Source organism: Collinsella sp. SGI.241 (assembly GCF_050312955.1).
GTDB lineage: Bacteria > Actinomycetota > Coriobacteriia > Coriobacteriales > Coriobacteriaceae > Collinsella.
Map to the genome: position 1 here is coordinate 138,604 of NZ_JBNPKM010000004.1, position 16,039 is coordinate 154,642.

Sequence of the window (16,039 nt, forward strand, 5' to 3'; positions counted from 1 at the left end):
GCCCCGGAAAGGTTTGCAATGGCAAAACAGCTGCCAAAGCGCGACCTTGAGAACGTGGGCCTGGGCGTCACGGGCGCGTGCGTAGCGCTCGTGACGCTTGTCGTTGCCGCGCTCATCTTTATGGTCGCCCAAAAGGGCCTCTCGGCTTTTCTCAAGGACGGCGTTTCGGTCGTCGAGTTCTTTACCGGCACCAAGTGGGACCTGGCCAACACGGCCAAAAACGGCCTGCCCTATACCGGCGCCCTGCCCCTGATCGTCACCTCGTTTGCGGTCATGGTGCTCTCCACGCTTATCGCGCTGCCCATCGCCATCGGCTCTGCTATCTTTGCGGTCGAGATTAGCCCTAAGTTTGGCTCCAAGGTGTTTCAGCCGCTTATTGAGCTTTTGACCGGCATTCCCTCGGTCGTCTTTGGTCTGGTCGGCTTTCACGTGGTCGTCGGTCTTATGAAGAGCGTTTTCCACGTGAGCACGGGCCTGGGCATCTTGCCCGGCGCCATTGTGCTGGCCGTCATGATCTTGCCGACGATGACCACCCTTTCGGTCGATGGCCTGCGTGCCGTGCCCGATAGCTACCGTCAGGGTTCGCTCGCGCTGGGCTACACCCGCTGGCAGACCATCTGGCACGTGGTACTCAAATCCGCCATGCCGTCGCTCATGACCGCGGTCATCCTTGGCATGACCCGCGCCTTTGGCGAGACGCTCGCCGTGCGCATGGTTATCGGCGGTATCGAGGCCATGCCGACGTCGCTGCTGTCGCCGGCCTCCACCATCACCACCACGCTCACCACGTCCATGGCGGTCTATGCCGAGGGCTCGGCCCAAGACGACGTCCTGTGGGCACTCGGTCTGCTGCTGATGGGCATGAGCCTCATCTTTATCCTGATCATCCACCTTATCGGCCGCAAGGGGGCGAAGGCTCGTGGCTAGCACGCGCATTCATATCGACGAGGCGAGACTCAGGCGCGTCCAAAAGCAGGACCGCATCGCCACGGGCGTGCTGACGGCAATCGTCGCCATCGTCATGCTCATCGTCGTCTCCATGGTGGCCTATATCCTGTTCGAGGGCATCTCGACGCTGTTCCAGCCGGGCTTTCTCACGCAGCCCGCGCGCGCCAACGGAACCCAGGGCGGCGTGCTCTACCAGCTGTTCGACTCGTTCTATCTGCTGTTGATCACCCTAGGTATCTCGGTGCCCATCAGCTTGGGCGGCGCGGTTTTCCTGGTTGAGTACGCGCCGGACGGCCCCATCCGTGACATCGCCTCCACCGCCATCGAGACGCTGTCCTCGCTGCCTTCCATCGTCGTCGGCATGTTCGGCTTTCTGGTGTTCTCGGTGCAGCTGGGCTGGAAGTACTCCATCATCTCCGGCGCCGTCGCTCTCACCATGTTCAACATCCCCATCCTGGTGCGCGTGATTCAGCAGGCGCTCGAGGACGTGCCGCAGGCCCAGCGCGATGCGTGCCTGGCTATGGGCCTCACCCGCTGGGAGGCCACGCTGCACATCCTGATCCCCGAGGCCATGCCCGCCATCGTGACCGGTATCGTGCTTTCGGCCGGCCGTGTGTTTGGCGAGGCCGCAGCACTGCTCTTTACCTCGGGCATGAGCTCGCCGGTGCGTCTGAACTTCTTGAGCTTTAACCTGTCGAGCCCCACCTGTGCCTGGAACGTGTTCCGCCCCGGTGAGTCGCTCGCCGTGCACATCTACAAGATCTATGGCGAGGGCAGCCCCGAGGCCCAGCAGATTGTTTGGGGCACCGCGGCACTGCTGATGATCTGCGTGCTGCTGTTTAACGTAGTCGCCCGTATCGTGGGCAAGCAACTGGCAAGGAGGATGACGGCCGAATGAGCGAGATAAATGCAACGCCCGCAACCGAGGCGCCCGCGTCCGAGACCCAGGACTTTTTGTCGAGCGTGGGGGAGAGCGAGAAGCGCGTGCGCGTAAGCGGCAAAGCCGTGAGCGACGAGGTCGTGCTTTCCACCAAGGACGTCAACGTGTACTATGGCGACCACCATGCGCTGCACGATACGTCGCTCGACTTTCACAAGGGCGAGATCACGGCGCTCATCGGGCCTTCGGGCTGCGGTAAGTCGACCTTTTTGCGCAGCCTCAACCTTATGAATCGCGAGATTCGCGGCTGCCGCGTGGAGGGCGAGATCAACTACCGCGGGCGCAACGTGAACACCAAGACCGAGAACACCTACGAGCTGCGTCGCTCCATTGGCATGGTGTTCCAGCAGCCCAACCCCTTTCGCAAGTCCATTCGCGACAACATCACGTTTGCGCCCAAACGCCACGGCATTACTGACCGCGACGAGCTCGATCGCATGGTCGAGGAAAGCCTGCGCGGCGCGGCGCTGTGGGACGAGGTCAAGGACAAGCTCGACAAGAGCGCCTACGCGCTTTCGGGCGGCCAGCAGCAACGCCTGTGCATTGCGCGCACGCTGGCGCTCAATCCCGATGTGATTCTGTTTGACGAGCCCTGCTCGGCGCTCGACCCCATCTCGACGCTGGCAATCGAGGACCTGATGTCATCGATTGTTGCCGACCGCGCCATCGTCATCGTGACGCACAACATGGAGCAGGCGTCGCGCGTGTCCAACCGCACGGCGTTTTTCTACATGGGCGATATGGTCGAGTACGACGAGACCGACGAGATTTTCCAACGGCCCAAGGATAAGCGGCTGAATGATTACCTCACCGGCATGTTCTCCTAGTCCGGGACATGCTTGAGGCCCGCGGCGGCCATGGTTGCCGCGGGACTGATTGGAGAGGCGGGTCATCTCTTGCGGGAGATGGCCCGCCTTTTTGCTCTGCGACCGAAACGACCACCACAAAGGGGACAGGCACCTTCGTGGTGGTTTGGGGTGGGGCTCGCTGCTATCATGGACAACGTTGAATTTCTACGAAGGAGCAGGGCATATGGCGATTCTTTTGGGATGCGATTCCGTCAGCCTAGAGTTTCCCACCAAGCATATTTTCGATAGCGTGACGCTTGGCGTGGACGAGGGTGACCGCATTGGCATCGTCGGTAAAAACGGCGACGGCAAGTCGACGCTGCTGAGTGTGCTCGCCGGTACGCTGGAGCCCGACGACGGCCGCGTGACGCATCGACGCGACACGACGATTGGTTTGCTCGGCCAAAAGGACAACCTGGTCGATACCGACACCGTGCATCATGCCGTCGTCGGCGACACGCCCGAGTACGAATGGGCGTCGAGCCCGCGTACGCGCCAGATCCTGGCCGGCCTTATTAGCGATGTGCCCTGGGAGGGCACGGTGGGCGAGCTTTCGGGCGGTCAGCGCCGCCGCGTGGACCTCGCGCGCCTGCTGATCGGCGACTACGATGTGCTCATGCTCGACGAGCCCACCAACCATCTGGACATGCGCACCATCAACTGGCTCGCGCGCCACTTAAAGGCCCGCTGGCAGCGCGGCCAGGGCGCCATGCTCGTGGTCACGCACGACCGTTGGTTCTTGGACGAGGTCTGCACCAGCATGTGGGAGGTCCACGACGGCCAGGTCGACCCCTTCGAGGGCGGCTACTCCGCATATATCCTTCAGCGCGTAGAGCGCGACCGCATGGCCGCCGTTACCGAGGAGCGCCGTCGCAACATGGCGCGCAAGGAGCTCGCGTGGCTGAGCCGCGGCGCACAGGCGCGCTCCACCAAGCCCAAGTTTCGCGTGGATGCCGCCCGCGAGCTCATTGCCGACGTACCGCCCGTGCGCGACGAGCTGGAGCTCAAGCGCCTGGCGGTGAGTCGCCTGGGCAAGCAGGTTATCGACGTGGTCGACGTGGACGCCGGCTATGCCGATACCGACGGCGCGCCCAAGCAGGTGCTCTCCGACGTGACCTGGCTCATTGGTGCGGGCGACCGCTATGGTCTTTTGGGCGAGAACGGCGCCGGCAAGTCCACACTGCTCGATGTGATTCAGGGCAAGATCGCGCCCCTGCGCGGCCGCGTGAAGATTGGCCAGACGGTGCGCTTTGGCGTGCTGTCGCAGCAGCTCGAGGAGCTCGAGCCCTACATGGGCGACACGATCCGCGAGGTGCTCAGCAACTACAAGAAGTACTACGTTATCGATGGCAAGGAGACCTCGCCCGAGAAGCTCTGCGAGCGTCTGGGCTTTACGACGCAGCAGCTCTGGAGTCGTATCGGCGATCTTTCGGGCGGACAGCGCCGTCGCCTGTCGCTGCTGCTGACGATTCTGGATGAGCCCAATGTGCTCATCCTGGACGAGCCCGGCAACGACCTGGATACCGACATGCTGGCGATTGTCGAGGACCTGCTCGATGGTTGGCCCGGCACGTTGATTCTGGTAACGCATGACCGCTTTTTGATGGAGCGCGTGACCGACCAGCAGTGGGCGCTGCTCGACGGTCACCTGACGCACATGCCCGGCGGAGTCGACCAGTACCTGCGCCTGTGCAATGCCACCGCCGAGGGCGAGCCCGTGGGTGCGACGAGCGCCAAGACCGGCACGTTTGACACCGGTGCCGCGGCAGCTGCAGCCGAAAAGCCCAAGGCGAGCGGTCAGCCCAATGGCCTTTCCAATGCCGAGCGCCAGAAGCTCCGCCGCGAGGTGAGCTCGCTCGAGCGCAAGATGGAGACGCAGCGCGCTCGCGTGGAGGAGGCCGAGGCCGCGATGGCGCAGGTCGATCCCACCAACTACACGGCGCTGGGCGAGCAGCAGGCAAAGATCGACGAGGCTCACGCCGCTATGGACGAGCTGGAGATGGCGTGGCTCGAGGCGAGCGAGAAGCTCGAGGGCGAGGAGTAGACGAGGATGATCAAAGCCGCGTTTTTCGATATCGACGGCACGCTACTGAGCTTTAAGACGCACCGGATTCCGGCGTCGGCGCAGCAAGTGCTCGACAGCTTTCACGAGCAGGGGATTGCGTGCGTGATCGCCACGGGCCGTCCGACCTACCAGATGCCGGATTGGCTGTTCGACTTGGGCTGGGATGCGTACATTACGCTTTCGGGCCAGCACTGTTTTGATGCCGAGGGCGTCTACCGCAGCTGCCCGATTGATCCGGACGACGTTGCGGTGATTGTGGACCAGGTGGCCGAGGGGCGCTATGACTCACTGTGCATGCAGGGCGAGAACTCGTTTGTGAACCGCCTGTCCGAACGCGTGGTGACGGCCGGTAACAACGCGGGAATCGTCTACCACGAGGAGCCGTTTGAGCACGCCTTCGATGCGCCGGTTTACCAGTTTTGCGCCTTTGTGGATCCTGCCGACGAGCCTATCGTGACCGATGCCGTGTCGCATTCGCTCACCACGCGCTGGTGCGACCTGTTCTGCGATATTATTCCGGCAGACGGCGGCAAGGACCTGGGCGTAGCGGCGACGCTGGAGCGCCTGGGTATCGACGCGAGCGAGGCGATCGCCTTTGGCGACGGCGAGAACGACCTGTCGATGTTTGCCTCCGTGGGTACGAGCGTGGCCATGGGCAACGCGCAAGACACGGTAAAGGCTGCGGCGAGCTACGTGACGACCGCCGTGGACGACGACGGAATTTACAACGCCGCAAAGCACTTTGGGCTGCTATAGCTGCGGCTCGGCACTTGGGGACGTTCCTTTTCTGCCGGCAGTTGGGGGCGCCCCTTGCGCGTTGTGTGCCGCGTCGCCCGGCCGGACAGCCACGCATGCTACAGGTTCTTGACACTCATCGCGCGCATGGCGTTCAGGATGGCGATGATCGCCACGCCCACGTCGCCGAACACGGCGAGCCACATGTTGGCGATGCCGAGCGCCGCGAGCACCAGAATCAGCAACTTAATGCCCAGTGCAAAGATGATGTTCTGCCAAACAATCGTCATGGTCTTGCGAGCCACGCGGATCGCGCGGGAAATGTTGGACGGCTTGTCGTCCATCAGCACAACGTCCGCTGCCTCGATTGCGGCGTCGGAGCCCATGGCGCCCATGGCAATGCCCACATCGGCACGGGTGAGCACGGGCGCATCGTTGATACCGTCGCCCACAAAGGCGAGCTTGCCCTTGCCCGATTCGGTCGCCAGCAATGCCTCGACGCGCTCGACCTTGTCTCCTGGCAGAAGCTGCGCGTGGAACTCATCGACTCCCAGCTGATTGGCCACGGCGGCGGCCACTTCCTCGCGGTCTCCCGTGAGCATGACGGTGCGCTTGACGCCGGCGGCGTGCAGCTCGCGAATCGTTTGCTCGGCATCGGCTTTGACGGTGTCGGCAATTACGATGTGACCGGCATAGACGTCATCGACCAGCACATGGAGGATAGTGCCGACGACCTCACAGTCCGGTGTTTCAACGCCGGACGCGGCGAGCATCTTGGCGTTGCCGACGACGACGTGCTTGCCGTCGATGTTCGCCGTCACGCCATGGCCCGCGTCGTTGGTGGAGTCACATACACGCTTGGGGTCGAGTTGGCCCTGGAAGGCGGCGCGCACCGACTGCGCGATGGGGTGGTCGGAGAACGACTCGGCGAGGGCTGCGACTTCAAGCAGCGATTGCTCGGTATAGCCGCCCTCAGGGTGCACCGCGACGACCGAGAACGTGCCGTTGGTGAGCGTGCCGGTTTTGTCGAAGACGACGGTATCCACATCGGCGAGCGCCTCGAGGTAGTTGGAGCCCTTGATGAGAACTCCCAGCTTGGACGCGCCGCCGATGCCGCCAAAGAAGCTCAGCGGCACGCTAATTACGAGTGCGCACGGGCAGCTGACGACGAGGAAGGTCAGGCCGCGCAGGATCCAATCGGACCAAGCACCGGTCACCAGGCCGCCGCCGAGCGCGAGCACCGCTGCCGCGCCGGTGACGGCGGGCGTGTAGACGCGGGCGAACCGTGTGATGAAGTTTTCGGTGCGTGCTTTCTTCTCGCTGGCGTTTTCCACGAGCTCCAGGACGCGCGCGACGGTGGACTCGCCAAAGGGTTTGGTGGTGCGCACGCGGATAAGACCCGTCATGTTGATGCAGCCGCTGATGATATCGTCGCCGGTCTTGGCGGTACGGGGGACCGACTCGCCGGTGAGGGCGGCGGTGTCGAGCTGGGTTACACCCTCGACGATAACGCCGTCGATGGGCACGCGCTCGCCGGGCTTGATGACAATGACGGTGCCGACGGCGATGTCATCGGGAAAGACCTGCTCGAGCGTGCCGTCAGCTTGCTCAACGTTGGCGTAATCGGGCGCGATGTCCATCATGGCGCTGATCGATTTGCGGCTCTTGCCCACGGCGTAGGCCTGGAACAGCTCGCCGACCTGGTAGAACAGCATAACGGCGGCGCCTTCGGCCATGTGCGGGTCGGTATCGGGGAAGAGCACCATCGCAAACGCGCCGATGGTCGCGACGGCCATGAGGAAGCTCTCGTCGAATGCCTTGCCGCGGCGGATGTTGCTGAATGCCTTTTGGAGCACGTCGTAGCCGGCAATCAAAAACGGCACGAGGAACAGCACAAAGCTGGCGTAGATGTTGCCTGGGGTGCCGAATGCGGCGGTGAGGGCGCCGAGCTCATCGAGGGCGTACACCACGACAAAAATACCCAGCGCTACCAGGATGCGGTTGCGTTTATGCTCGAGTGACTCTTTTTTCTTGCGCTTCTTCTTTTTCTTCTTGGGGTCGGCGGTGGCCATGACTCGTATCCTCCCATTTGAATGTATGAACACCCGCTCATATAACATCGCGACAAAGACCGCGACAAGCGCGGCCTTGCGTATCAGCGTATGCGCAGGCTAGAGAATGATCTCGCAGTCCGGCTCGGCGTCGGCGGTGAACTCCACGACGCGATCAAGGACCTCGTCGAACTCAGCGTCGTCGGCTTCGAGCGTCAGCTTCTGAGTCATAAAGTTGACCGAAACGGACTTGACGCCCTCGAGCTTGGCGAGTTCGTCCTGAAGCTTACGCGCGCAGTTGGCGCAGTCGATCTCGTCGAGCTTAAACTGCTTTTTCATGATGGGTTCCTTTCCCTGTATTTGCGGCTTGGGTGCAGACCGCGCTGGTACCGTGGTTGGTCGCTATTCGCAGATGTGGCTCATGCCTTGGTTGAGCATGGTGTAGACATGATCGTCGGCGAGCGAGTAGAGGATATTGCGCCCGTCGCGCCGGAATTTAACCAGGTGCGACTGTTTGAGCGTGCGCAGCTGGTGCGACACCGCGGACTGCGAGGTTGCGGTCGCTTCGGCGATGTCGGCCACGCAGAGTTCGCGGCCCATGAGAGCGTAGAGGATCTTGATACGCGTGGTGTCGCTGAAAACCTTGAACAAGTCGGCAAGGTCGTACAGCAGCTCCTCGTCGGGAAGGTCCTCGGGCGAGCAAGTGGTGGGGATGTCGGGCACGATGGTGGTGTCGATGTCGGTCCTTATTTCATCGGCGTGTTCGCTCATTGCAATATCCTTTCATATGAACATGTGCTCATATAACTTACTTCCGAGTATATGAGCGCATGTTCATATGTCAATATAATTTGCGAAATTTTTTGCTGTCGATTGGCCCCAGAGGCGGCTAAGGGCATTGTGGACGCGGTTAAGGCCGCCGATGCCAACGTGGGTACCCTAGCGACGTGCAAAAACGGGAGTTTTCAGCATCGACGAGGGGTTATTTATTGCATGATACGGCGTCGTTTGCCGCCACAGGGCTTTACTGGAGTGCAAATGGCAATAGATATTCCCCAGCTGTTGCCTAACTTACATCGAAAACAGCGGCTTCGGTGCAAAATGGGGCAATTCGGCCGCCCTCGGATACTCGGCTCTGCTGAAAACTCCCGTTTTTGCACGTCGCCGGGGTACCCACCCTGTCAGTCCGCCTCTGTTCTGGCCCCGTACACCCTGCCTTCGGGTGTGGAGGTGCTTGTTTGGGCGAACTCCGGGCAATCTAGCTCGATGACTTGCATGTCGTCGATGGCCGGGACATTGTTGATCGTCGGGTCGTCCAGCGAGATGCCCTCGAGCACTGCGCGCTCGAGCTCAAGTGCATTACCCTGCGCTGCGTCTTGACGGAGGAGCTCCTCAATACGCTTCTTTTCCTCGATAAATCTCCTGAGCACAAATTGTCGCAGCTCTTCTTGCTTGATTGTGAAATCTTTGGGCAGGCGCGATGGGCGAATGCCCTCCTTTCGCTGGATTGCCTCCATAACCCTGGCGAAGGCGCTGGCGTGCATAAAGGAATAGCGACTGACGGTAATGATTCCGTAGCCCATGGACGCCAGCGCGTTCTTGCGCTCTTCGTCAATGGCGCGGTCTTCTTCGGCATCGTGCTGAAATCCGTTGTATTCGATGTCGGTTCGGGACCGCTTGAGATATGCATCCATATAGAACTTTTCGCGCCGCGTGAGATTCTTTGCGGCAGCTGTGACCTTTACTTCGTAGTCGGTCTCTATCTCGCTAATGCCAAGACCGCCCTCGCGCCTGGGTAGCGTGAGCATCATGACAAACGCCGTTTCCATCGGCGATCGGCATCCGTCCCGCACGCATTGGATGGCTTTTCGGGCAAGTTCGAGGCCCTTGCAGTCGATGAGGGAGTTAAAGAAATGTTTAAGGCTCGAAGTCGAGGTGAGCGCGAAGCGCTCGGTATAGGATGTCGAGGCATCGTGCCCAAGGGAATAGGCTCCACACAGTTCGAAGTAGTACTCCACAAGTTCTCGAAAGGGAAGATAGGTTGCGGCCTGAAGCGCACAGAGTTCGACGCCGACAATATAGATGTCGTCGGCAAGCTTGATAAAGCGCGAGCCCGCGAACCGCTTGGATGATACGTGGCACTTGCAGCCCGTCATGCTGCGCACGTTTGCGCGCTCGAACACCGTTGTATCGAGCGGGGCATCGTTATCCAGAGCGACGTTGTGCCTGGCGAGCCAGTCGGCGGCAGAGTCGAGCAGCTCCTTGCTGGGGCGCGCCCCGTAGATCTTGGCAGGGCTGCAGGGCTCGGTGCCAATTGCGGATACCGAGTATGCGGCTTGGTAGACCGCTTTTGCCGTGTTATGTGAAAGCACGATACTCATACAGATAGCATGGCAGACCAGGCAGCGGGGTTCGCAATGAACGCCAAGGTAAAATGTCGCGGCATAACAAAAGCTGTCCAAGCGCTTGACGCCAATGATGGAGAAAGATGCTATTTGGAGCATTGTCGCAGCTCGCTGGCTACGCAGACCTCCACAACTGATGCTGGTCAGCATCGTTTTGATGCAAAGGCGGCGTCAACAAAAATGTGCAATTTGGCTTGAACATGCGCAGATGAAGTTCTTGGTTATGCGGCGGCTAGACATCGGGGGCTGGAGGGCCATGTTGTACGGCGCGAAAACGGGCCGATATCCGCTTGGACATCGGCCCGTATTGCGTCGCTTGAGAGGGGCGCCTCGGCGTGTCGCTTTTGCGCGGGGCGCTATGGTCCGGCAAGTATTGCTCGCGAATGGCGCCTCTGCTTGGCAATCTACTTGGCAAACAGGTTCTTGAGGTTGAACTCGGCCTGCACCGTGCGGAGCATGAGGTCGGTGTCGTCGAGGCCCAGGTGCTGCTCGTTGGCGTCGGGCGCGAGGGTGCCGCGACGGCGTGCCCAGTTCTCGAGCGCGGCGGGTGCGGATTCGCGGGGGAGCGAGCGCACGTCGGCGTCCAGGCTGCGGCAGATCTGGCGCGAGTCGATGACGATAATCTTGCCGGCTCGGCGCGCCTCGGCATAGCCGTCCAGATGGATCTTGAACCAGCTGTCCTCAAAGGCGGCGTTGTGCGCCATGTACGGGTATTTCTTCATGAGCTTGAGCAGCTGCTTTTGCAGCTCCTTGTTCTCGCGGAAGGGCATTTTGCCGTCTATGTCGTCCCAGGTGATGTGATGGATATTCGACAGCGGCACATCTTCGCCGCGGTAGATATCGGGCAGGCCGCAATAGTGTGCCTCGGCGTCGTGCGGGACGGCGTCGCTGGTGAGCTCCATAATCTCCCAGCCCACGTTGATGATGTAGCCGCGCTCGGGTGCGCGGCCGGTGGTCTCGATGTCGATGCCGAGCACCGTGCCCTGGATGGGCTTGCGGGCGTACGCCACGCCGAGCGCGTCGCGGTCGCCGCGGATCTCGCGCATGACGGACGCGGCGGTGCGCTTTTGCATCTTGCCGATGCCGGCGCAGGTATCGGCGTCGGACAGGCCGCGCGAAAGCGTCGCGGGCGTCACGTTGCGCAGGCGCGCCTCGCCAATCTGGTCGCATAGGTCGCGGTTGCGGTCGGCCAGGTCGCGCACGGTGGCAAAGTCGAAGCCAGGGTCGCCCTCGGCGGTAAAGTACTCGGTCTCGAGCACCTTGAGGGCCTCTTCGCCTTTTTGACGCTCGGACTCCATGGCGGCGTGATCGCCATAGATGAACATGGGGATAAACGGCTGGCGCTCGTATTCGAGTGCTTGCGAAACGTTCATATACTGCTCCTTGGATGGGCCGCGTCGTGCGGCTCGGGGTCATTGAGATGTGGCGAGATGATAGTTTACCACAGGCAACTATTGGCATCACGCCTAGGACAACTACAATACCCTAGTTGACCGCTAGGACTTTTACAATGCTGCCGAAAGACACGAAAGGTTCCATCCGTCATGGATTTGCTGATTGATATTTTGCTCGACGCCGGCAAGGACACGCTCTCGCTGGTGCCGTTCTTGTTGGTGACATATCTGGCCCTCGAGACGCTGGAGCATGTGGCGGGCGATCGCGTCAACGGCGCCATCAAGCGTGCCGGCGCCGCTGGCCCCGTGGTTGGCTCGTTGCTGGGCATGGTGCCGCAGTGTGGCTTTTCGGCGATGGCGGCAACGCTGTACGCCGGTCGCGTCGTGACGTTGGGCACCCTGGTGGCGGTGTTTCTCTCGACCTCCGACGAGATGTTGCCACTGCTGCTTGCCGAGCAGGTTCCCGTGCAGACTATGGCGATGCTTTTGGCTTCGAAGGCGCTGATCGCGCTGGTCACGGGCTTTATCGTGGATGCCGCCATTCGCGGTCTGCGTCGCAACGCCCGTGCTCATGCGGCGATCCGCCGTACCGTGTTGGGAACCGCTGCCAATCCGGCGCACGTTAACTGCGCGCACGACGACCATACCGGCGGAGACATCATCGACGAGGTGGCCGAGGCGGGCGTGAGCGCCGACCACATCCATGAGCTGTGCGAGCGCGACCATTGCGGTTGTGATGAAGACGAGGCCGACCGCGACCACGGACATGGCCACGACCACGGACACGAGGGCGAGCACGAACACCACCACGGTCACTCCCACTCACACAAAGGCGCGCCCGTCCTGTCGATTATCCGCAGCGCGATTTCGCACACCGTACAGGTTTCGGTATTCATTTTCCTGGTGACGCTGATTCTGGTCGCCGTGCTCGAGACCTTCGGCGAGTCCGCGATCGAGCAGTTCCTGCGCGGCAACGAGACGCTCGCTGTCCTGGGTTCGGCGCTTGTCGGCCTCATTCCCAACTGCTCGGCGAGCGTGGTCATTACGCAGCTGTATCTGGAAGGCGCGCTGCAGCTGGCACCGATGCTCGCCGGTACACTCATTTCTGCCGGCGTGGGTTACCTGGTACTGTTCCGCACCAACCGCAGCGCCCGCGAAAACGCCGTGTTCCTGGTCATGATGTACGTCATCGGCGCCGGCTGGGGTCTTATCCTTTCCGCCTTTGGCCTCTAAGTAGATGTTTGAGGTATCCCGTAAAAACTGGGGCATGCCTCAAACATCTACCGCCATGACCGGCGTCGGATGCGCGCCAATCGCCAAAACAAAAAGGTAGATTTTTAGGCATGTCCCAAAAATCTACCTTGGTTAGCGCAGCAGGTCGGTGAGGTTGCGCTTAAAGCGGGCGCGGTCTTCGCTGGTGAAGGCTGCCGGTCCACGGGTGCGACCGCCGGCGCGGCGCACCTTCTTTTCTTCGTGACGAATAAACAGCTGCATATCGATGGTGGCTTTGTCGTACACGCGCCCGCGCACGCCGATGGCGGCGGCATCGCGACCGAGCACCATGCTCGCCAGGCCAATGTCCTGTGTCACGACCACATCGCCTGCCTGCAGACGCTCGATAATGGCAAAGTCGGCGCTATCGGCGCCTACGCTCACGTCGAGCGTTGTGACCCAAAAGCCACGTCGCGCGTGCTCGGCATCGCGTGGGTCGTCACGGCGAATGTGCCGCTCCAGGTTTTGCGTGCTGTTGCCGGCGACAACCACGGCAACACCCGCCCGTCGCGCGCAGTCGATCGACTCACGCGTGACCGGGCAGGCGTCGGCATCAATAAACAGCGTTCGCGGCATCTAGTGCACCAGCTTGCCAAAGCGGATAGCGCGAATAACCAGCGTCACGCCAAACACCAGGAGCGCAGCGCCGGTAAAGATGACGAGCATCTTTGCCGACCACAGCGGATAGATGAACACGAACACGCCGGCGATGATGGAGAGCGCGCCGCTCAGGATGGCGAGGGCGCGGTTGGAAGAAAGCTCGGACTCCAGAATCGACATGATGCCCTCGACAATCCAGCCAAAGCCGGCCACGACCACCACAAGCGTGCTGAGCGTCGCGGTCGAAAGCGCCTGGTTGCGCAGGATCACCACGCCGCCCAAGATGATGAGCAGGTTGGCGAGGATGCTCGTGACGCGCCAGCCGGCGGGCAGCAGCGGCTCAAAAATGGCGGTGAACAGCCTGACGCCAGCCGTGATCACAAAGTAGAAGCCCAGTACGGTCGTCAAAAAGACGAGGGTCTTAGTGGGTGCAAACAGCAGCGCGATGCCGGCGATGAGCGCGATGACGCCCGTGGCGGCGTAGATCCAGCGCACGGCTTTAATCGCCTTGCCTGCCATGCTTTTCTCGTCAAATCCAAACAGACTCGATTGTTGGTCGTCATTCTTAAAGATGCCCATGAGGCCTCCTTTCCGTGCGGCGTAAGCCGTGATCGTTACAACCAGTATCGCCTAAAGGAGCTGGCGTATGGGCCGGGGAGGGCGAAACGCAACTCAAAAGCCCCGATTTGTTCCCGTTTTTCCCCACGTTGCGATTTTCTATTCAACAGGTGTAGAACATTGCAGCTCTGTTCGTTATTGCCTGCGTTTTAGGTTAGATTTTCCTAAGAACAATTGGCTTTTTGGGGGTCCCTATGAACGAAGCAGTTCCCGCGGCGCCGTCGAGCGCCGAGTCGATGGCAAAGCAAGGTTGCGAAAAGCTTGGCTTGGATGCGTTTGATGCGCTGGTCCGCCGCGCCCGCACATGCCGCCGTTTTGACGAGTCCATGCGCGTGCCGCGCGAGTTTTTGCTCGAGCTGGCAGAGCTGGCGCACCTGGCTCCCTGTGGCGCCAATGCTCAGCGCTTGCGTTTTCATGTGGTGAGCGGTGCCGAGGACTGCGCTCGCGTGTTTGACGAGCTTGCATGGGCCGGGGCGCTCAAGGACTGGCCGGGTCCTGCCGAGGGCGAGTGTCCGACCGGCTACATTGCAATTCTTGCCGAGCGCACCGTTCCCGGCAAGCCCGCCGCGCCTATCACCGAGGTCGACACGGGCATCGCGGCTCAGACGATGATGCTCGCCGCGCGCAGCGCAACGCCCGAGGTGGCGGCTTGCATGTTCAAGGCCTTTACGCCCCGCGCGATCGATGCGATGGGGCTCGACGGCGACAAGTACGAGCTCAAGCTGATCATGGCCTTTGGCGTGCCGGCCGAGACCCAGGTTATCGACGCGATCGATTCCAACCCCGACGGTACTATTAATTACTGGCGCGACGAGGCGCAGGTGCATCACGTGCCCAAGCGTCCGCTTGCCGACGTGCTGGTGTAGTTGCGTCGTTGCGGCGCGATCCTGCGGCAAACCACCACAAAGGTGCCTGACCCTTTGTGGTGGTGCGAGGGGAGGGCGTGTGTCCGATCTGTATTTGGTTCGGCATGGGCAGACCGAGCTTAACGTGCAGAACATTTTGCAGGGCTGGCAAGACTCGCCGCTCACGGAGCGCGGGCGCGAGCAGGCACTGGCGACGCGCGCGGCGTTTGAGGCGCGCGGCATCTCCTTTGACCACGCGTATTCGTCTCCGTTGGGTCGGGCGCGCCACACGGCCGAGCTGATCGTTGGCGAGGATCTTCCCATAGAGCCGGTCGATGATTTGCGCGAGTGGCGCCTGGGCACGCTGGAGGGCACATCAAATCGCGATATGCCGCCGCAGCCCTGGGGCGATTATCCGGTGGCCTTTGGTGGCGAGTCGGAAGGCGAGCTTCGGGCGCGCATGGTCGCGGCGCTGTCCCGTATTATGGCCCGACCGCAGCACGATCGTGTGCTTGCGGTCTCTCATGGCTCTGCCTGCCAGGAGTTTCTTAGATGCGTGACCGGCGGGGGAGAGCAGCCCGACAACGGTGCCGTGCTTCATTTTGGCTATTGCGACGGGGCGTTTTCGCTCCTTGATTGGTAACGAACGAAAGGACCCCTATGAACAAAGATCTGTATCTGGTCCGTCATGGACAGACGATATTCAACCTTAAACGCATTATTCAGGGGTGGAGCGATTCGCCGCTCACGCAGTTGGGCTGCGAGCAGGCGGCGCGTGCCGGTATGTTCTTGCGTGCGCGTGGCGTTGAGCCCGATCATGCCTACACCTCGACGCTGCACCGCACCGAGCAGACTATCGCCAACCTGTGGCCGGGCCTTGTCTACGAGCGTCTGGATGGCCTGCGCGAGTGGTTCTTTGGCGACTTTGAGGCCGAGCGCGTGATGCTGATGCCCGAGCGTCCGTGGCGTGACTTTTATCGTCAGTTTGGCGGTGAGGGCCAGATGCAGGTACGTGAGCGCATGGTGACGACGTTGACCGATCTTATGCGACGCCCGGACCATTCGTGCGTGCTCGCGGTGAGCCATGCCTCGGCCATCAAGGAGTTTTTGGACCACTCTAGGGGGGCGGCGGCCGACGAGCGCGAGCGCGTGCCGGGCAACTGCTCGGTTCTGCATTTTGCGTTTGACGATGCAACCGATACGTTTGAACCGGTCGAAGTCTTTACGCAGGAAGATTATGCGCGTGAGCTGGAGCTAGAGCCGCTCGTGGCGGCGGCAGCTCCGCAGCGCGGGTAGCGCGGGCGCGGCGATTCGGATC

The 16,039-nt window shown here is 61.5% G+C and carries 16 protein-coding genes; 9 read left to right on the forward strand and 7 right to left on the reverse strand.

The annotated features are described in order from the left end of the window. Nucleotides 1-18: 18 nt before the first annotated feature. From pstC to ACQQ92_RS03110, 5 genes are all read left to right on the forward strand, one after another. Nucleotides 19-927 (forward strand): phosphate ABC transporter permease subunit PstC, encoded by a 909-nt coding sequence (gene pstC, locus ACQQ92_RS03090; protein WP_427795762.1) that lies wholly within the window; start codon nucleotides 19-21, stop codon nucleotides 925-927. Further along, a complete protein-coding gene (pstA, locus tag ACQQ92_RS03095; RefSeq protein ID WP_427795763.1) occupies nucleotides 920-1,846 on the forward strand; it encodes a phosphate ABC transporter permease PstA in 927 nt (308 codons plus the stop codon). The genes pstC and pstA overlap by 8 nt, the downstream gene beginning before the upstream one ends. Then, nucleotides 1,843-2,715 carry a phosphate ABC transporter ATP-binding protein PstB gene (gene pstB / locus ACQQ92_RS03100; protein WP_427795764.1) on the forward strand — a complete coding sequence of 291 codons (873 nt, stop codon included), beginning with the start codon at nucleotides 1,843-1,845 and terminating at the stop codon, nucleotides 2,713-2,715. The genes pstA and pstB overlap by 4 nt, the downstream gene beginning before the upstream one ends. A 205-nt stretch (nucleotides 2,716-2,920) precedes the next feature. Then, nucleotides 2,921-4,780, forward strand: coding sequence for an ABC-F family ATP-binding cassette domain-containing protein (locus ACQQ92_RS03105; RefSeq protein WP_427795765.1), 1,860 nt, complete (start codon nucleotides 2,921-2,923; stop codon nucleotides 4,778-4,780). A gap of 6 nt (nucleotides 4,781-4,786) precedes the next feature. Then, a complete protein-coding gene (locus tag ACQQ92_RS03110) occupies nucleotides 4,787-5,557 on the forward strand; it encodes a Cof-type HAD-IIB family hydrolase (protein WP_427795766.1) in 771 nt (256 codons plus the stop codon). 98 nt (nucleotides 5,558-5,655) lie between these two features. Here ACQQ92_RS03110 and ACQQ92_RS03115 read toward each other — a convergent pair whose 3' ends face one another. The 5 genes from ACQQ92_RS03115 to ACQQ92_RS03135 all read right to left on the reverse strand — a co-directional run bounded on the left by ACQQ92_RS03115 (nucleotide 5,656) and on the right by ACQQ92_RS03135 (nucleotide 11,365). Further along, a complete protein-coding gene (locus tag ACQQ92_RS03115) occupies nucleotides 5,656-7,608 on the reverse strand; it encodes a heavy metal translocating P-type ATPase (RefSeq protein ID WP_427795767.1) in 1,953 nt (650 codons plus the stop codon). 99 nt (nucleotides 7,609-7,707) lie between these two features. Further along, nucleotides 7,708-7,926, reverse strand: coding sequence for a cation transporter (locus tag ACQQ92_RS03120; RefSeq protein ID WP_195363207.1), 219 nt, complete (start codon nucleotides 7,924-7,926; stop codon nucleotides 7,708-7,710). Nucleotides 7,927-7,989: 63 nt separating this feature from the next. After that, nucleotides 7,990-8,358 (reverse strand): ArsR/SmtB family transcription factor, encoded by a 369-nt coding sequence (locus tag ACQQ92_RS03125; RefSeq protein WP_117794534.1) that lies wholly within the window; start codon nucleotides 8,356-8,358, stop codon nucleotides 7,990-7,992. 410 nt (nucleotides 8,359-8,768) lie between these two features. Continuing rightward, the gene (locus ACQQ92_RS03130; protein WP_427795768.1) at nucleotides 8,769-9,968 is read right to left on the reverse strand and encodes a hypothetical protein; all 1,200 of its coding nucleotides are present in this window, start codon (nucleotides 9,966-9,968) and stop codon (nucleotides 8,769-8,771) included. A gap of 428 nt (nucleotides 9,969-10,396) precedes the next feature. Further along, a complete protein-coding gene (locus ACQQ92_RS03135) occupies nucleotides 10,397-11,365 on the reverse strand; it encodes a 3'-5' exonuclease (protein ID WP_427794608.1) in 969 nt (322 codons plus the stop codon). Nucleotides 11,366-11,536: 171 nt separating this feature from the next. On the opposite strand from ACQQ92_RS03135, the gene ACQQ92_RS03140 reads away from it, so the two are divergent. Continuing rightward, nucleotides 11,537-12,619, forward strand: a complete 1,083-nt coding sequence (locus ACQQ92_RS03140) for a putative manganese transporter (RefSeq protein ID WP_427795769.1) — start codon at nucleotides 11,537-11,539, stop codon at nucleotides 12,617-12,619. A gap of 132 nt (nucleotides 12,620-12,751) precedes the next feature. On the opposite strand, the gene ACQQ92_RS03145 is transcribed toward ACQQ92_RS03140, so the two are convergent. Both ACQQ92_RS03145 and ACQQ92_RS03150 read right to left on the reverse strand, forming a co-directional pair. Continuing rightward, nucleotides 12,752-13,234, reverse strand: a complete 483-nt coding sequence (locus ACQQ92_RS03145; RefSeq protein WP_154515742.1) for a YaiI/YqxD family protein — start codon at nucleotides 13,232-13,234, stop codon at nucleotides 12,752-12,754. Beyond that, a complete protein-coding gene (locus tag ACQQ92_RS03150) occupies nucleotides 13,235-13,837 on the reverse strand; it encodes an HdeD family acid-resistance protein (protein ID WP_427795770.1) in 603 nt (200 codons plus the stop codon). Nucleotides 13,838-14,070: 233 nt separating this feature from the next. Here ACQQ92_RS03150 and ACQQ92_RS03155 point away from each other — a divergent pair, with 233 nt between their 5' ends. From ACQQ92_RS03155 to ACQQ92_RS03165, 3 genes are all read left to right on the forward strand, one after another. Beyond that, the gene (locus ACQQ92_RS03155; protein ID WP_427795771.1) at nucleotides 14,071-14,742 is read left to right on the forward strand and encodes a nitroreductase family protein; all 672 of its coding nucleotides are present in this window, start codon (nucleotides 14,071-14,073) and stop codon (nucleotides 14,740-14,742) included. Between the two features lie 79 nt (nucleotides 14,743-14,821). Next, nucleotides 14,822-15,364 carry a histidine phosphatase family protein gene (locus ACQQ92_RS03160; protein WP_427747436.1) on the forward strand — a complete coding sequence of 181 codons (543 nt, stop codon included), beginning with the start codon at nucleotides 14,822-14,824 and terminating at the stop codon, nucleotides 15,362-15,364. A 17-nt stretch (nucleotides 15,365-15,381) separates the two neighbouring features. Beyond that, a complete protein-coding gene (locus ACQQ92_RS03165) occupies nucleotides 15,382-16,017 on the forward strand; it encodes a histidine phosphatase family protein (protein ID WP_427795772.1) in 636 nt (211 codons plus the stop codon). Nucleotides 16,018-16,039 lie beyond the last annotated feature (22 nt).